We start from the raw sequence: 16,179 nt of genomic DNA on the forward strand, positions 1-16,179 counted from the left end.
TCGCGCCGCCGCTCCCGGCGTCGCCGGTGCCGGTGGCCGGACCGCCGCCGCCGGCCGGGTCGCCCGGGGCGGTCCCGTCCGGGGAGGTGCCGACAGCGTCCGCGGCCTGCTTGGTCGGGCCGTCGGTCAGCCCGAGTTGTTGCTGCGCCTGGTCGGCGCCGGCGCGCTGCTGCCGGCCGCTGGTCGCGGCGGGGGAACCGGATGTGGACGGCAGCAGGTCGGCGAGGTTGCTGTTCATGACCTGCGCTGCCTGCTGCCCCGGGCTGCTGCCCGATGACGGGGAGCCGGGGCCGTTGTCGCTGGCCTGCGCGGCCTGCGAGCCGACTGCGGCGAGCACGCCGCGGGCGTTGATGTCGGACAGGTAGCCGTCGACGATGCTCAGCAGCCGCAGCAGCACCCACGGCGTCATCACCATCATCCAGATGATCACCAGCCCTTTGACCGCGATGAGCAGGTTGTTCGACCCGTACGTGGCGCGGGTGCCGTAGATCCACAGCTCGGCGGTGACGAACCGGGACATGCCCAGCGCGTTGAGGGTCCAGAACCAGCGGCGGGCCCAGTGTTTCGTCTCCGGCGCCACCTGGCCGGACATCGCGAACGCGCCCAGCAGCGCAGCTCCCTCGGCGAGCTCGCTGCGGAACAGCTGGGTGATCGCCAGCAGCAGCAGGCCGATGATCGACAGCCAGGCAATGACCAGCGCGATCAGGGCGGTGCCGCCCCCGAGCGACATGGTGGACAGAGCCTTGACCCACAGCGACGCGTCCCACGACTGGTCCTGGTTGGCGGTGATGAGCGAGTTCGTCGCCTCGTCCCAGGCCGCGACGATGACCCAGGCCAGGCCACCGGCGAACAGGATGCCGAACAGTGCCCGGATCAGCCCGCCGAGCGTCGCCAGCGGCCCGGGACCGTTGACCCGCAGCCCGTTGATGATCGTCGAGATGATGAAGAACAGCAGGACGAGCAGCAGCACGATGCTGGCGGTGGAGTTGTAGGTGAAGTAGAACGCCTCGTTCGGCGGTGGGAGCGAGGTCGCCGCGAACACCAGCTTCGCGACCTCGCCCAGCAGCCACGCCATGGTCTTGACGCTCATGTCGACCAGGCCCTGGATGCCGTTGGATACGGCGTTGTCGAGGATGTCCGCGACCCGGCAGGACACATCGGTCAGGCCGCAGTCGCTGTCCTTGTCGCCAGGTCCGGTGCTCGGCGGCACGCTGGGGGCGCCGGGATCGCGCAGCTCGAACGACAGCGTGCGGGCGGCGACCTCGCACTGGTACTGCTTGTACGTCCAGCGCGTGCCGTTGGCCGGATCGGCGGTGGCGCGTTCGCCGAACAGATTGCACCGCACCAACTCCGGTGCGCTCGCCACGCCGGAGGCGACATCGGACAGCACGGTCGGGGTGCCGTCGCGGGGCCGGTCATCGAGCGTCAGCGCCACCGTCTGGCACTGCAACTGCTGGTCCGTGGTCAGGGCCTGCTCGCAGGCGGTGATCCAGTGCGACGGGGCGCCCTGCGGCGGGCTGGTGCTGTAGCGGACCCACGGGAAACACCAGCGCTGCACGGTCCCGGGTACGGTCCCGCCGCACCTCGGGTCGTCCGACGCCGACGGGGCCGGCACAGCGGGAGCGGTCGGCGACCCGGTCGGCTGCGGCCCGGGCGGCGCGGTCGGGGTAGGGGTGGGGTCGGCTGCGGCGCGTCCCGCCCCGACGGCGAGCGCTGCCAGGACGGTGACGAAGACGGTCAGCAGGCGCACGCCCAGGCGGTGCCGGGCGCGTGATGGGTAGGCGCGGGTGCTCATGCCGTGGTGCCCGGGGCCCAGCTGTCCGGGCCGAGGACCCGGGTCAGCAGCTGCGGGTCGCGGGCGCTGCCATCGGGGGCCGCGCCGCGCACGTCCGGTGCCGGCGCCGGGACCGGCGGCTGCAGACCCGCCAGCCGCCACCCGCCGTCGGTGAGCTCGACGGTCAGCTCGTGCACCGCCCACCCACCGGTCAGCCCGGCATCGGCTGTCGTGTTCTTTCCGTCGGTGCCGGTGCCGAGCAGCGCCAGGCCGTAGGTCTGTACCGCAACCTTGGCGCCGACCGTGAGCACTGCCGGGTCGGCGGCGTGCTCGGTCCAGACGCGGGCGATCACGGTCTGCCGAATCGCGGCTGCACTGCCTGGTGGGCTGCCGGCTACGGCGGCGCCGGTGAGCTGGTCGGCCAGGCCGGTCGCGTCCGGTGCCAGCAACGCCGCGATCCGAGGCCGGGCGTCGCCGGCTGGCCGGTCCGCCGCGTCGGTGAGGAGCGCCTCCAGCTGGGCCGCCGCATCACCCGCGCCGCGGGCCGTGGCCGGGAACTGCCCGAGGCCCCCGTCCGGGGTCGTGGCGGGCTCGGCTGACGCGGTCGCCGCAGCATCGACCGCGGACGAGCGGTGCGGCAGCAGCCACCGGTCGATCGCCGCGCCCGTGCCGAGCAGCAGCACCACCGCCAGAAGCCAGCGCAGCGGCCGGGGCGCGCCGGCGTGGTCGTCGAAAACGGGCCTGTAGTCGCTCATCGCGCCCGCCTACTGCTGCAGGAAGAACGCGATGATCGCGACGGGCGAGCCGATGATGATGGCGACCAGACTGGCCCGCCACATCATGGTCTTGCCGCGGTCGGACAGGATGTGGGCGCCGAACACCGGGCCGATGCCGAAGGTGATCGCGCCGCCGATCAGCCCGGCGAACGCGGCGACGACCCCGAGGAACAGGGCGCCGTTAATCAGCGAGTAGAACAGGTCCGACCTGGGGACCTGCTTGGGGTCCGGGCCGATCCGGCTCCAGTCAAACCCGCCCGGCAGTCCCGCGTCGCCGGTGGGCTCGGGAGTGGGGGCCAGCAGCCCCGCCTGCACGACAGTGGCCTTCGCAGCCAGCCAGGCTCCGGCATGGGTGAGCATCAGCGGTCCCTCCCGTCAGGGGTTTGCTCGTGGACGTCGGGCGCCAGCGCGGCTCGGCCGGTGCCGGTGAGCAGGTCCGCGGCCACGTCCGGGTCGGCCGGGCAGGCGGCAAGGACGGCGTCGGCCAGTTCGACCAGGGCGTGTCGGGTCGGCTTGCGCATCCGGCCGAGGTCGACTGGCTCGGGGCGGGCCAGGTGCTCGTCAAACGGCACGCTGACCACGGCCGACACCGCGCCGGCGAGCTGGCGGACCGCAGCGCGGACCTCCCGCGCCGGTCGCGGCACCGTCGCCGCCACGACCACCACCGCCCGCGCCGCCGCGTCCTGCATCCCCACACCGCGCAGCTGCGCCAGCAGCCGCATCGTGTGCTGCACACTGTCGACGCCGGCCCGGGCCACCAGCACCGGGCACGCCGGCGGGTGCAACAGCCCCCAGACGCCGGCGACGTCAGCGACCGGGGCGTCGATGAGCACCAGCGGGTACACCCCGCGCAGCGCCTCGACGACCCGCAGGCTCTCGCTCAGCAGCGTCGGGCGGCGGGTCGCGGTCCGCTGCACCTCACCGACCGCGGTGTGCAGGCCGGACGTGCCGTGCTGCATCGCCGCGTCCAGCGCGGCCCGGTCGAGACCGCCGGTGTGCAGCAGCGCTGCGAACAGGTCCCAGATCGTGGCATCGTTACGGCGCAGCACCCGATGCTCCAGGCCGCCCCAGCCCCGGGCGGTCGCGTCGACCGCCGCCGGCGGATCCGGCGTCGCCGCCGCCAGCACCGCGCCGAGCGCGGCAACGATCGTCGAACGGCCGACCCCGCCGTCAGCGGAGGAGACCACGATCGGTGGGCAGCCCGGCCGCAACGACGCGGCTCGCAGCCACGCCCGGCGCAACGCGCTGCCGTCGCTGAGCTCCCGCGGCACCGGCCGCGGCTCGCGGACGTGGTCGTAGGACGGCGGCACCGGCACCGCGGCGGGCCGGGCGCGCCGGCCGGTCAGCACGGCGGGGCCCGCGACCTGACGGCGGCGGGTCGATGTGGCGTCGGGCGGTGTACGTGACGGCACAGCGTGACACCTCTTCCACAATGGACAGACGAAGAGGGAACGTGTGATCCGGCGCGGCCGTCTGCGCTGGCGCACGGGGTTCGCTCGCGCAGACAACCGGCCGGGGCAGCGCCCGGGCCGGACCTTCCGGCCGGGGGCGCTTCGCAAGTCCGGCCTGCGGTGGATGAACGAACCACCAGGCGGCCAGAGCCGGCGTTTCCCTTGGTTTCGAGCCTGCCAAGCCGACCGCGGCTGCAACAGTTGGCCAGGGTTAGCCAGAAACCTGGCGCGTCCACAGTGGATCACTGGGTCGAATCGTTCCGGGCGCATCGCAAACCTGAGGCCACCCGCGGTCGGCATGGAGCGCAGCGATCAGCGGGGTTCGTCGAGCAGCCCGGCAGCCGGACCGGCCGGCGGGCGTCGGCGGGCTGGATCGGGAACACTGGTCGAGACCGCAGCAACCGCAGTGTCCATGCTGCCGAGCCGAACGACATCATGACGGATACGCACCACGCACAAGATCGCCGACGCACCCGCGCCCATGCAGCGCGATCGAGGATGCGCGTGTCGGTGCTGATCGCGACCGCACGGTACGCAGCGGCTGCCGGCCGCTGCGCGGCACGAGCCGGCGCGTCCACTCCGGGTTCTTCTGGCGCCGACGACCGGCATACGCCCGCAAACCCAGGGGCGGCGCTCGACTCGATCCTGTCGATTCGGCCCATGGTGCAGCAAGGGATGGGTCGCCGTTCGGTGATGCCTGGCGGTCCGGACGGCGCTGCTCCACGGCGGGCGGGCAGCCGGACCGGTGACCGGACCGTATCGCACGGGTGGCCGGGTCAGGCCGTTCGTCCGCTGCGCAGCGTTACTGACGGGTCATACCGTGACGACGGGTGATGCCACATGGACGTCGAACCGCTGCACATCACAACCGCCGTCTCCCGCCATGTCCCCGGCACGGTCGTTGTGACGATCGCCGGTGAACTCGACACCGCCACGGCACCGCTGCTGTACGAGACGCTGCGGGAACTTGGCCGCCCGCCGGTACTGGAACTCGACCTGACCGGCGTGAGCCACTGCTCCAGCACCGCACTGAGCGTCCTGTTCAGAACCCGGGATGAGCTCGCCGGGACCGTCCGTATCCGCGCAGCGCAACGGCCGGTCCGCCGGATAATCGAGATCCTGCGTCTGGAAGCGGCGTTCGGGCTCCAGGATGCCCGCGGCCCGGCGGCGTAGCACGGCCGCGGCCGGACGGACGGCGGGGCCGGGGGCTTGACAGTTTGTCGGCGCAGGCCCCTGGTCCGCTGAGGCGAGCGGCGCGTTCGCGGCCAATGTCCACGCCTGTCCACGCCTGCGGTCGTTGCGATGGCTCGAGTTTCGGTGCGTCGTACGCTCACCGAGACCGGTGCCGGGCGTCACCCACCTGCGGATGACGCCCGGACTGCGTGTCGCGTCGCTGGCCTGCTCAGCCGGTGACCGGTGCCTTCGTCTTGCCGGGCGACGGGACCGCGGCCGTCGGGGTGCTGCCGCCTCCGCCCGGCGGCGCCGCGGTCGGGTTGCTGGTCGGCGAGCCGGTGGGCGATCCGCTCGGCGGCGTGCTGGTGGGCCGGCCGGTCGGTGAGGTGCTCGTCGTCGGCGATGCGCTCGCGGTCGGTGACGCGCTGGAACTCGGTGAGGTGGATGGCTTCGCGCTCGTGGGCTTGGCCGTCGGGCTGCCGGTCGGGTCGCCGCTACCCGCGCCGCAGGTGGCGACCGCGACGTTGATGGTGGCGGCCTCGGTGCCCGCACCGGCGGTGATCGTGACGCGCATCGCGACGATGGTGGTGGTGGTGCCATCGCTGTTGGTGGACTTCACCCCGTAGGCGACCTTGGCGTTGCGGCCGACCGAGCCAGCCGGTGTGCCGGTGACGCTGGAGGACACCTGCCCGTTCGTGCACGTGGCGGTCGCCCGGGAGGCACTGACCAGGCCGAACGCGGAGAAGCCGGAGATTTCGGCTGAGGCTTTGCCGCCGCCGGCGCGGACGGTGGCCGAGCTGAGGGTGATGGTGCCGTCGGAGGAGCGGGCGCCGCCGCTGGCGGTCCTGGTGGTGCCGTCGGTCGAGGACACGGCCGGGGAGGCGCCGATCGGGGCGGCGCCGGAGGCGCTGATGCCGTAGGCGGCGTCGCGGTGGGTTTCCGCGGCGCCAGCCGTGGAGCTGTAGAGCAGCAGACCAGCGCCGCCAGCACTGAGACCGACGAGCACAACCGCTGCGAGGCGCACACGCTTCACGTTCGAATCCCTTCGATTGCACGACAGATGCGAAAAAGAGCCAGATTTATGTGTTCGGCCGGGGTCAGGTTGCGTCCCCGGGCCGGGTCAGGGGTCGAGCTGGACGAGGGTGCCCAGCGGCACTACGGCCAGGGCGTGCAGGGCGTCGAGGGGCACCCGGACGCAGCCGTTGCTGACGTGCTTGCCGTAGACGTCGCTGGTCGGCCAGGAGTGGATCGCGGTGGTCGCCGGGCCGCCGTGGTAGGTGGCCAGGGTGGGGCTGTGGATGCCGAGCGGCAGGATCAGCGGTGACATCTGCTGGCTGTCGTCGACGACCGAGGCGAGCACGAACGTCCGCCCGGTCGGGGTCGGGGTGACCGAGGCGCCGACCGCGACGATCCACTGGCCGATGAGTGCGCCGTCGCGGTAGAGCTGCAACTGGGTGCGGTGCACGGCAACCCGGATCTGGTAGGTCGTGCGGGCCACCTCGAGTTGGGTGGCGTCGAGCCAGCCGGTGGCGTGGTTCGGCCGGCTGGGCAGCAGGACACGGAACCAGCCGGGTTGCCGGTCGATGACCGGCAGCCAGGTCGGGCTGCCCGCCTGGAAGGCAGGCAGCTGGGCGATCGCCCGGCCGCCCGGGCGGTCGAACACCGGCATGACGGTGCGGTTGTGCACGACCGTCCCGTCGGTGATCCCGTGGACGTCGGCATCGAGGGGCGCCCCGGGGATGGTGGTATCGGTGGTCACCTCGGGCAGCCCGTGCAGGACTGCGGCCGGGATGACCGGGACCGCCGGGTACTGCGACGGCGGCAGCGCCGACCACGACGCTGCGGTGCCGGTCTGCCCGGCGGGGCCGCCCGCTGACGGGCCGGGGACGGGGGCGTCGATGCGGCCGGGGTTGGCCCGGCAGGTCGCGGCGGCCAGCATGACCGCCGCGACCAGAGCTGCGCCCGCCAGGCCGAGCCAGGCCGGGGGCCGGGTGCCGCCGGTCGGGGCCGGCGTGGCGGGCTCGGTCATGAGACGAGGTCGGTCAGGTAGCTGGGGCCGGGGACGCCGAGGCCCGTGACGGGGTCGTAGCCGGGGCCGGTCTTGAGGCTCTGCACGCCGGCGTCGAGGTCGAGCAGGTAGTCGCCGGACGGCTGCCCAGCCGCGGTGGCCGGGGTCCAGATCCCGGCGTCGACGTGCTTGACGTCGGTGACGATCGGCCGCCCGGCGGCCGCCTTCGCATACAGCACCGGCGTGGCCAGGCCCACGACCGTGGTGCCGCCGGTGCGGGCCTGCGCGACCGCGGTCAGCGAGGCGATGATCGGCGTGGCCAGGCTGGTCCCGCCGATCGGCCCGGCACGGTACTGCCCGCCGACCGTGTACCCGACGTAGAAGCCGGTGTACGGATCGGCCAAGGCGCTGACGTCCGGGAGGGTCCGCTTGCTGCCGGGCAGGTTCGCCTGCCAGGCGGGCTTGTCGAAGAAGTGCGACGGGCCGCCGCCGGCACCGCCGGCGAGGGCGGGGTTGAGCCGCTTCCAGGTGCCGCCGGACAGGACGTTGGCGGCGGACTCCCAGCCGGTCTGCACGACGACCTGGTTGCTGGCGTTGAGACCGGTGGAGGTTCCGCCGACCGCGGTCGCCCACGGCGAGGACGCCGGGAACATGGCGGTCGGGCCGTTGGCCCCATCCAGGCTGGAGTGGTCGCCGTAGTCGCCGGAGCCGGCGTAGAAGCCGATGCCGAGCAGCGCGGCGCGGGCCAGGATCGTGTTGGTCGCGCTCAGGTATGCCGGGTCGTTCGGCTCGCCGACGATGCCCCACGACGCGGAGATCACGGTGGAGTCGATCGAGGTGTCGGCGATGACCGCCGCGACGGTCTCCTCCAGCTGGGTGCAGTCGGGTGCGGCGGCATAAACGATCCGCGCGTCCGGCGCCAGGGTGTGCACGGTCTGCACATCCAGGGCCTGCTCGGCATACCACGAGTCGCGGTCGCAGCCGGACGCGCCGCCGGGCAGGTTGTACTGCTTCACCACGAACCGGTTTGCCGGCAGGGCGGGAACGCCGTTCTTCGCGAACGTCGTGTTGGCGTCGGCCAGCGCGGTCGGGTTGATGTACGCGCCGACGATGACGATCGTCTGGCCCTGGCCTCGGTCGTTCGCCCCCAGGCCGTACATCGCGCGCAACTGGCTGCCGTTGTAGCCGCACAGCACATTGGACTGTCGTCCGCTGGGGTACTTCTGCGGCACGGACGCCTTGTTGTACTGGGCCCAGTACGCCGAGCAGTACTGCCCGTCGGCGTTCGGCACGGCGGCCGGGCGGGCGATGAGCGGACGGGCCACCTGCTGGCTCAGCCCGGACACGGCGCGCACGTCGGCGCGGACTGGGGTCGGGATCCGCGCGGTGGAGGCTGCGGCACGGACCCGGACGCCGTCGCGGGTGGTGGCGCGCAGCTGGGTGCCGAACGCCACGCGGGCCTGCCGTACGGTGCCGGTGATGGTCAGCCGGGACCGGGTGTCGTCCAGGCCGACGACCCGGAATCCGGCCTTGGTGGCCCAGCGGGTGACGCGGTCGACCTGGCCGGCACTGGCGCCGTACCGGTCCCGGACCTGGCTGCGGGTCAGATGCCTGCCGAAGCTGGCACTGCCCGGCGTGGATACCTCAGTCGCGGCCGCAGAGACCGTCTGCGGGTCCGCGGCCAGCGTGAGAGTCAGGGTGACCGGCGCGCTGTCCGGCACGCCGGCGCTGCTGCCGGGGAACGACGGCGTGGCGCCCGCCGGTGAGGCGACAGCGAACACGGCCGCCGCGGCCGCGGCGGCGAGGGGTGTACGTCGCATGCAGGGATTCCCTCCCGGCCGCCGGGCGGGGCCGGCGGCACGCTGAAGACCGGCACGACGACGCGACGCCGAGCCGGGCAGGTGGAGACGGACGAAGGGCGATAGCGACCGCGTATCGGCGGCTGCTACGGTGTTGATCAGGTCGTCGGCGCCGCCTGGTAAGGGGCACCACCGCAACCGCGGTACTTGCGACCAGCGCTGCCCACACACCACGAGGGCGCATGGGTCCGGCCCGCAGGATGCAACCGCTCACCGGCTGGGCGCGTCTTCGATGCAGACGGCCACCGCGGCGAGTCGATGCCGTACCGGCGCAGCAGCGTGCTGGTCACGCACCGAGGATCGTCGCTGCCGCCCCGCTGCGGTAGTTGGCCAGGGTTAGCCAGTTTTGCCGCCGGGTAGATCGGATGAATGAACCGCGGTGGGCATTGACGTGATGCCTACCGGGAGCTAGATAGTGAACGGCCGATCTCTCTGCGCGTGCCGTCGAGATCGGATGCCGCACCGCGAGCGGCATGACTCGGGAGGGGGCCCGTGGATGAGCCAGACGCACAGCGTGATCGAGGATGAGCTGGCCGACGCACTGCCGTCCACGGTGGCCGCCCAGCTGTTCGACCTGGGCCTGGCGTGCAACACGGCGTCACTGGCGTATCGGCAGGCGCTGCTGACCGAGGAGCGGGCCGGCCAGGCGCTCGACGCGATCCGGGAAGACGATCCGGCCGTCATGTTCCGCCGGTTTGCCGCCACCGAACAGGCAGACGCCGCGCTGGATACGGCCGAACAGCTGCTGTCGACCTACGCCGTGCTCGCGGCAACCTACGCCGAGTACGCCACGACAGTGCTGGCCGCCGCTGCCGCTGGCAAGCTGCAGGATGTCGAGCCGGTGACGCTGGTCGCGACATCCGCGCTGCTGACCGATCCCGACAGCGCGCTGCCGGTCGTGCAGCTGCCACCAGGCACCGCGGGTGATGGCCTGACCGAGCGGCTGCAGCAGCTACGCCGGCGGGTTACGGTCGCGGCGAGCAACGCTCGCGCGTCCGGTGTGACCGCCTGCTACGACGGCCGGTCCGCTGCCACCGCCCGGCCGGACGGCGGCATTGAGCTCAGTGAGGATGTGCCGGACGGGCTGCACGCCTACGCGGCGCTGCTTTTGGAGTCCCTCGGCCTGCTGGTCGCAGCGCCGCGGGCGTGAGCCCGCCACGACGGATCAGGTCGGCCAGTCGTCCAGCGGGTCAAGGGGTAGGCCCAGCGTCTCCGGCCGGACGTCGAGGGCGAGCGCGAGCAGCCGCCGGCTGTGCTGGTCGGGGATACGCTTGCCGTTCTCCCAGCGGCTGATCTTGCCCTTGACGTTGTCGTACGTGGTGGGATCGACCCCGAACTGCACGCACAACTGGCGTAGGCGGAGGTTCAACTGGTCCTGCGACCAGCCTTTCCGCTTGCGGGCCGCAGCGATCAGCCGCCCGATGCGCCGGGCTCTCTCACGCCGTTCGGCCTTCATGCGGCCTCCCGGCGTATGGTGCCGTTGCGTGCTGGCACGGGACGGCATAGCCGGCCCGCTGGTATGCGTGGCGCTCTGCCGCCCCCGCGGGCAGATTGTGCGTGTATAGCCACCTTTTACTCCTCCCCCGTGGTGCCGATACCAGCCCGCCGGCACCAGTCAGTGGCGCCCGAACCCCCAGTCGCGGCTCAGACGAACGACCCGGAGCGCGAAACGCGGCCCGACACCTTCAGCGGTTCGCCACGCTGCGAGCGCCGCGGGCTGCGCACCAACGCTGCGCATCGGACAGTGATCGATCGAGGACGGTCGAGACTTTGGGCAGGTAATCACGGCCATCGGAGGCTGTCAAGATCGAAGTTTGACGAAATGCTGTGTTCCGTCTCATCGATGCCCGGCTCGCCCCGACCTGCCCATCCACTGTTGTCGTTACCGTTCCGTTGCCTTCACGGCGGGCCAGACACGGCGCCACCTGCGCTATTGCGCGACCGCCGACCGCTCGTGGCCCACCCCTTCCGGCACCATGGCGGCGAGGTGCGAACTGCGCAGATTTCGACGAAGTTCGAAATGTTCGTTTTCGAACCTATTTGGCGCCATACAAGTTCCGGCCGGGAACGCGGGCACAGGAAATCCGCACGGCAGCTCGCGCCGCTTCGGCAGCGCGCGGCCATACCGGCGTCCGGTGTGCCGCCGCAGTCTCCCGGCGCACGCGGTGCTCGGCGCAGCTCCGGGCCGGACGCTGCTGCCGCCTGGCGCGGTCGGCCTGAGCCATGCGCGGGATGGGTGTTTCAGATGGCCCGAAAACCCGGGCATGAAGTGGTCGTCGGTCGACGTGCAGGTGTGCGTCAGGATATCGACCGGCGACACAGCATACGTCACAGCCGCGCGCCGACTCCCGCCGCATCGACGGAGGGCGCAGTCGCACAGCGCCCACACCCGCGCATGCCCACACTGGCCGCAGCGCACAGCCTTTAAGGTTGGTCCGAATGGCAGCACGCCCTGGCACCCCGAGTCGGCTCGCACCACGCGACAGAGCAGTCAATGGATGGACAAAGCGTGGCGACAGCCGGACGATCTCGTGCGTGATTCCCACCCCATCCGGCTGCCCTCCCCCGTTGCCCCCGTGTACAGGCCGCAGCGGGAACCACCTAGAGCACCCAGCCGCCTGATGGAAATTTAAGTTGCCACAGTTGCTATTCATGGCAACCACGTCAGCACTATGCTGCACATCGATCAATGTGTCAACCACTTGAACCACTAGCACTCGACATGTAAAGCTAGCTTGCCGAGCGGCGATGGGGGGCGCTGATATGCCGACTGGGCGGGATCACGTCAGGCATGACAGCGACGAGCCGCATCCCGGCCGGAGCTTGGCCAGCCGCCTGGACTACCTGTTCTGCACAATCCGCAACGGTGGCGAGGAGTACAGCCACCGGGAGGTCGCCCGCGCCATCAGCGAACACGGGCCGACCTCGATCTCGCATACCGTCATTGGCAACATCCGCAACGGCACCGAAACCAACCCCAAGATCGGCACTTTGACTGCGCTGGCGAAGTTCTTCGGCGTCGATGTCGCGTACTTCACCAAGGACGCCGTAGCCGAGGATGTCGTCGCCGAGGTCGAGCTCGCATCCGCCCTAGCCCGGATTCGCGAGAGCGACCAGGCGCGCCGGCTGGTCGTGCGGACTCGGGGCCTGTCCGACCATGGCCTGCGCTCCGTCCTGCAGATCGTCAACACGATCCTGGAGCTCGAGCAGCGGCCAGAACCGGGCAGACCCGAGCGCGGCGACCGATGACCCTCATCATCGAGCATTGGCAACGGCCGCAGCCGCAATCGGAGGACGGCGCCACCGTGACCCTGCAACGCCTGCGACGCGAACTGGAGCGCAAAGTTGACGCGATGGCGCTCCCCCGGCCCCTCACGATCGAGCGGCTCCGCGAGTCGTTACAGGCCCGTCGCAGCCGTCCGTTGCAGGTACTGCCCATGCCGCTGCCCGCGGGCGGCCCTTGCGGACTGTGGGTCTCCACCGCGGCGGCCGACTACATCGTCGTGGAGAGCGACACGTCGGCCGCCCATCAGCAACACATTCTCCTGCACGAAATCGCACATGTTCTGCTCGAACACGCCTCGACTCAGGTTCTCACCGACGATGCAACCGCCCTGCTGATGCCGCACCTCGATGCGACCACTGTTGAGAAGCTCATGGCCAGGACCTGGTTCGACGAAGCGGCCGAACGGGAGGCGGAGGTGACCGCCGACATCCTGTCGAAACGGATGGCCAGTCCGGTACCGCGCTCCGAAGAACTCGTGCCCCCAGAAGTCTCCGACATCATCGACCGGCTACGACGATCCCTTGAGCGTCCGCGCTGACCATACCAGTGCCTGACGGGGAGCCAGTGCATGATCGCGTTCTTCAACATCGCCTATCCGCTGTGCGCATTGCTGGGCTTCGCTACCTGCGCGTACAAGATTCGCGACCTGCGCCGGGATCCAGCCAACCCAGCCCTCATCGCGCTGACGCTGGCACGGGCATTCCCCGCGCTGTCGTTCACGTTTGCCACGCCGGCCGTCTATCTCTGGGTCGACCGTCTCACAAGGACTCCGAATTTCTCGACCCTACTCGTGTACGAGTTCATCGTGGCCAATAGTGTGACCGCCCAGGTGCTACTACTGCTGTGGTCCCGGCCAGCCGAGGCAGCGCGCGGCGCGATCCGAAGGCGGATCATAACTTTCGCACTCGCGATGGCCGTCATGGCGGTGCTCTTCGCTGCCGCCGACCGGTCCGGCGAACACCCGATCGACTTCGACGTGCACTTCGCTCGGCATGGACCGATCGCCGGCTTCCTCAGCGTCTATCTGATCGCCTTCGGCGCGGGCTTGATCCTGTCTGCGCTCATGACGTGGCGGTTCTCGACAGTGGTGCCGCAGCCGTGGTTGCGTTACGGACTGCGGCTCAACGCCGTCGGAGCATTGTTCGGCCTCGGGTACACCGTTGGCAAGGCCATGTCGATCGTCGCCCGATGGCGCGACGTCGACACGCTCGACACCATCAACGTCCTCTGGGCGCCTTTGAGTGCGTGCATTGGCGCCATCCTTATCGCCGTCAGTTCCAGCCTGCCCGCTTGGGCGCCGGAGATGGCGGCCCGCTACCGCCGCTGGCAGTGGTACCGCCGCCTGGAACCGCTGTGGCTGACCGTGCGGGACACGAACCCCGCAGTCATCCTCGATCCCATTCCACACCGATTTGATCGCTGGAACATGCGCAGGCTCGATGATCGCCTGTACCGCCGGGTCATCGAAATCCGCGACGTTCTGCTCGCCTCCCGCGCCGAATACAGCGAAGCCGACTCCATCGCGGCGAAGGCGCGCGCCGAAGCGGCCGGCCTGTCCGCAACGCAAGTAGCGGCGATCGCCGAGGCAGCCCGCATCGCTCCTGCCCTCCGGTCATCAAACGAGCTTCCAGCCGCGCATTTCGACACGGCGGCCGCGCCAACCAAATCCCCGGCCACCGGCGGCATCGACGCCGAGGCGGAATGGCTCAGCCACGTCTCGCACGCGCTCGCACACTCGCCATTCGTCCGCACTCCCGGCGCGGACATTCACGCGGGAACGGACGCATGAACGCAGAACCTGGCACGAACGACCTCCGAACGGTCGGTAATCCTGAGCGGATCACCACGGCTGACGGGTCGGCCTGGATGCTCCGCCGATACCACGACGTCGTCACCGCCCTGACCGGTAACAACCTATCGGCCTGCCCCCGCCACGCCGCAGGCGACGACTATCGCGGCTACGAGTTGCCGCCGGCCTTCCAAGACAACATCATCAGCGCCGAGCCCGAGGACCACCGCCGCCTCCGCCAGCTCGTCGCGCCGCTCATGGACCGCTCCGCCGCCCAAAGCATCCGTCCAGCGCTGCAGCGCGCCGCTGCGGGCGCCTTCGCGAACGCATCAGCACTGGGCCGGTTCGACCTCGTGCAGGACTTTACCGGACCGTACGTCGCTGCGGCGGCCGCAGCCTGGCTCGGGCTCGATGGCCCACAACGCGCGGATTACCTCGCCTGGGCGGCCCGGCTCGTCGGGCCCGAGTGGGCAACGCTGCGCGGTCGTGACACATTGCCGACGATGGTGTCGCTGGTCGAGGACCTTGCCAACAACCCCGGCGATCCGCGATCGACGATTGGTCGACTCTTGACCATGCGCGACACCGGGCACATGCGCGCGACCGAGACCACCGCCATGATCTTCTACCTGCTGTTCGTATGGTACGAAATCTCCGTCAACGCAGTCACCGCCGCTGTGATCGTCGCGAGCGAGAGCGACCAAGGCAGACCGTGGACCCGCCACTGGCGGCGTCACGCCGACGAGGCGTTGCGCCGCTATACGCCACAAACCATCGCTTTCCGGCGTTTTGCCATGGAGGACCAGCAAACGCCCAGTGGCGTGATCAAAGCCGGTCAGACTGTATTCATGTCGCTCGCGGCTGCCAACAAGGATCTGAGCAGCGACCTCCAGGATGCCGACAGAAGGCACCTATCCTTCGGTTACGGAGCACATCGCTGTCCCGGGCAATCGATCGCCTTAGCAATAATCCGGGAGGCACTCGCAGTGGCCGGCGACGCCAAGGAGATTCACCTACAAAGCATCGTGTGGACCGCCGGTCTTCGCACCTACGGTGCACGTCAAATCGAGGTTGATCCAGGCCCACGGTAATGCGGTAATCCTGTCAAACCCTACGCCCGACTGAGTGCACAAATCCCTAACGCATCGTTCTTCGATGCCAGGCGATCGACCCGAGTTCCGCAGATAAGGGTGTTGAATAGACCGTGGATCCGGCAGGTAACGTGCGGAAATGCGCCCTTGGCTGATGGCGGGGTGTGTCCAGGCGGTCGAAGGCCGCGACGAGGTCTTGATCTGGGTTCGGCGGTCAGGCAGAGCTGGGATGCCGGCCTGGACGCGCGTTGGGCGGGTCGATGACGAGCGCGGTGAACAGCTCGCGCTGGGCCTTGGTGAGCTCGGTCTGCCGGAAGGTGCCGGCCGGGCCGGTGAAGGTGAGGGCATGTGGCCGGTCGGCCTCGGTGCGGATGCGTTGTCAGGCCTGTCCGGAGGCGTTCTCCCCGACGCGGATGAGCAGCAGGGCCAGCCAGCACAGCAGCACGCGGGCGCGGATACGCTCCTCCAGCCGGAGATCGGGCGCAGGTCGATGATCTGTTTCATGTCGCGCCAGCCGCGTTCCACCTCGAGCAGTTGCCTGTAGCCCACGGGCATGTCCTCGCTGGACAGGTTCGGGTCGCAGCATCGAAGGAGGTCCTTGCCGTCCAGGCTCTCCTCGGCGGCGATCTTCTTCTTGTCGATGCGCCGCAGCCCGCCGGGCGTGGTGCGCAGGAACCGCTTGAGGTGCGGCTTGGCGGAGATGACGCCCTCCAGCTTCGCACGCTCGATGCCGGTGAGCGTGTCCGAGCCGGCGATCGCCTGTTCCAGCTGGGCGGTCATCCGCTCGCGGGTGGCGGCATCCCCGGACGGCCTGCTCGGGGTTGTAGCAGAGCACGAACCGGTCGTCGGAGGATGTTCCCTCTTTGACCTGGAGGTTGTCGCCGCCTGGCTCCTCGCTGTGGCCGACGCGTACTGCCGCGGCCGAAGCGAAGCGGCACCAGCTGCCGCTCCGGTGAACTGAGCCCACGAACC

The 16,179-nt window shown here is 70.4% G+C and carries 15 protein-coding genes and 1 pseudogene; 8 read left to right on the forward strand and 8 right to left on the reverse strand.

The window, feature by feature from the left end:
• The 4 genes and pseudogenes from ACGFI8_RS29670 to ACGFI8_RS29685 all read right to left on the reverse strand — a co-directional run.
• Nucleotides 1-1,795: pseudogene (locus ACGFI8_RS29670) on the reverse strand (hypothetical protein); the annotation flags it as partial.
• Complete coding sequence (locus ACGFI8_RS29675; protein ID WP_392809889.1) at nucleotides 1,792-2,529, reverse strand: hypothetical protein; 738 nt, start codon at nucleotides 2,527-2,529, stop codon at nucleotides 1,792-1,794. The pseudogene ACGFI8_RS29670 and the gene ACGFI8_RS29675, both read right to left, overlap by 4 nt.
• A gap of 9 nt (nucleotides 2,530-2,538) precedes the next feature.
• Nucleotides 2,539-2,910, reverse strand: coding sequence for a hypothetical protein (locus ACGFI8_RS29680; protein ID WP_392809891.1), 372 nt, complete (start codon nucleotides 2,908-2,910; stop codon nucleotides 2,539-2,541).
• A complete protein-coding gene (locus ACGFI8_RS29685; RefSeq protein ID WP_392809892.1) occupies nucleotides 2,910-3,962 on the reverse strand; it encodes a MinD/ParA family protein in 1,053 nt (350 codons plus the stop codon). The genes ACGFI8_RS29680 and ACGFI8_RS29685 overlap by 1 nt, the downstream gene beginning before the upstream one ends.
• An 879-nt stretch (nucleotides 3,963-4,841) precedes the next feature.
• Here ACGFI8_RS29685 and ACGFI8_RS29690 point away from each other — a divergent pair.
• Entirely contained in the window at nucleotides 4,842-5,174 is a 333-nt protein-coding gene (locus ACGFI8_RS29690) for an STAS domain-containing protein (protein WP_392809894.1), read from the forward strand.
• 229 nt (nucleotides 5,175-5,403) lie between these two features.
• Here the strand turns inward: ACGFI8_RS29690 and ACGFI8_RS29695 are convergent, their stop codons facing one another.
• The 3 genes from ACGFI8_RS29695 to ACGFI8_RS29705 form a co-directional block, all read right to left on the reverse strand.
• Entirely contained in the window at nucleotides 5,404-6,207 is an 804-nt protein-coding gene (locus tag ACGFI8_RS29695; RefSeq protein WP_392809896.1) for a hypothetical protein, read from the reverse strand.
• An 87-nt stretch (nucleotides 6,208-6,294) separates the two neighbouring features.
• Nucleotides 6,295-7,203: a L,D-transpeptidase gene (locus ACGFI8_RS29700; RefSeq protein ID WP_392809897.1), complete on the reverse strand. Its 909-nt coding sequence runs from the start codon at nucleotides 7,201-7,203 to the stop codon at nucleotides 6,295-6,297.
• The gene (locus ACGFI8_RS29705; RefSeq protein WP_392809899.1) at nucleotides 7,200-9,002 is read right to left on the reverse strand and encodes a protease pro-enzyme activation domain-containing protein; all 1,803 of its coding nucleotides are present in this window, start codon (nucleotides 9,000-9,002) and stop codon (nucleotides 7,200-7,202) included. The genes ACGFI8_RS29700 and ACGFI8_RS29705 overlap by 4 nt, the downstream gene beginning before the upstream one ends.
• 493 nt (nucleotides 9,003-9,495) lie before the next feature.
• Here ACGFI8_RS29705 and ACGFI8_RS29710 point away from each other — a divergent pair, with 493 nt between their 5' ends.
• Entirely contained in the window at nucleotides 9,496-10,191 is a 696-nt protein-coding gene (locus ACGFI8_RS29710; protein WP_392809901.1) for a hypothetical protein, read from the forward strand.
• Nucleotides 10,192-10,206: 15 nt separating this feature from the next.
• Here the strand turns inward: ACGFI8_RS29710 and ACGFI8_RS29715 are convergent, their stop codons facing one another.
• Complete coding sequence (locus tag ACGFI8_RS29715) at nucleotides 10,207-10,497, reverse strand: helix-turn-helix domain-containing protein (protein ID WP_392809903.1); 291 nt, start codon at nucleotides 10,495-10,497, stop codon at nucleotides 10,207-10,209.
• A 1,367-nt stretch (nucleotides 10,498-11,864) separates the two neighbouring features.
• Here ACGFI8_RS29715 and ACGFI8_RS29720 point away from each other — a divergent pair.
• From ACGFI8_RS29720 to ACGFI8_RS29745, 6 genes are all read left to right on the forward strand, one after another.
• A complete protein-coding gene (locus ACGFI8_RS29720; RefSeq protein ID WP_392809904.1) occupies nucleotides 11,865-12,290 on the forward strand; it encodes a helix-turn-helix domain-containing protein in 426 nt (141 codons plus the stop codon).
• Nucleotides 12,287-12,865, forward strand: a complete 579-nt coding sequence (locus ACGFI8_RS29725) for an ImmA/IrrE family metallo-endopeptidase (RefSeq protein WP_392809906.1) — start codon at nucleotides 12,287-12,289, stop codon at nucleotides 12,863-12,865. Before ACGFI8_RS29720 ends, ACGFI8_RS29725 begins: the two co-directional genes overlap by 4 nt.
• Before the next feature lie 30 nt (nucleotides 12,866-12,895).
• Nucleotides 12,896-14,116, forward strand: a complete 1,221-nt coding sequence (locus ACGFI8_RS29730; protein ID WP_392809908.1) for an MAB_1171c family putative transporter — start codon at nucleotides 12,896-12,898, stop codon at nucleotides 14,114-14,116.
• Nucleotides 14,113-15,207, forward strand: a complete 1,095-nt coding sequence (locus ACGFI8_RS29735; RefSeq protein ID WP_392809910.1) for a cytochrome P450 — start codon at nucleotides 14,113-14,115, stop codon at nucleotides 15,205-15,207. Before ACGFI8_RS29730 ends, ACGFI8_RS29735 begins: the two co-directional genes overlap by 4 nt.
• Nucleotides 15,208-15,346: 139 nt before the next feature.
• Nucleotides 15,347-15,751, forward strand: a complete 405-nt coding sequence (locus ACGFI8_RS29740; protein WP_392809911.1) for a hypothetical protein — start codon at nucleotides 15,347-15,349, stop codon at nucleotides 15,749-15,751.
• A 9-nt stretch (nucleotides 15,752-15,760) separates the two neighbouring features.
• Nucleotides 15,761-16,168: a hypothetical protein gene (locus ACGFI8_RS29745; RefSeq protein WP_392809913.1), complete on the forward strand. Its 408-nt coding sequence runs from the start codon at nucleotides 15,761-15,763 to the stop codon at nucleotides 16,166-16,168.
• Nucleotides 16,169-16,179 lie beyond the last annotated feature (11 nt).

The organism is Dactylosporangium sp. NPDC048998 (assembly GCF_043197855.1).
In the GTDB taxonomy this organism is placed as follows: Bacteria; Actinomycetota; Actinomycetes; order Mycobacteriales; family Micromonosporaceae; genus Dactylosporangium.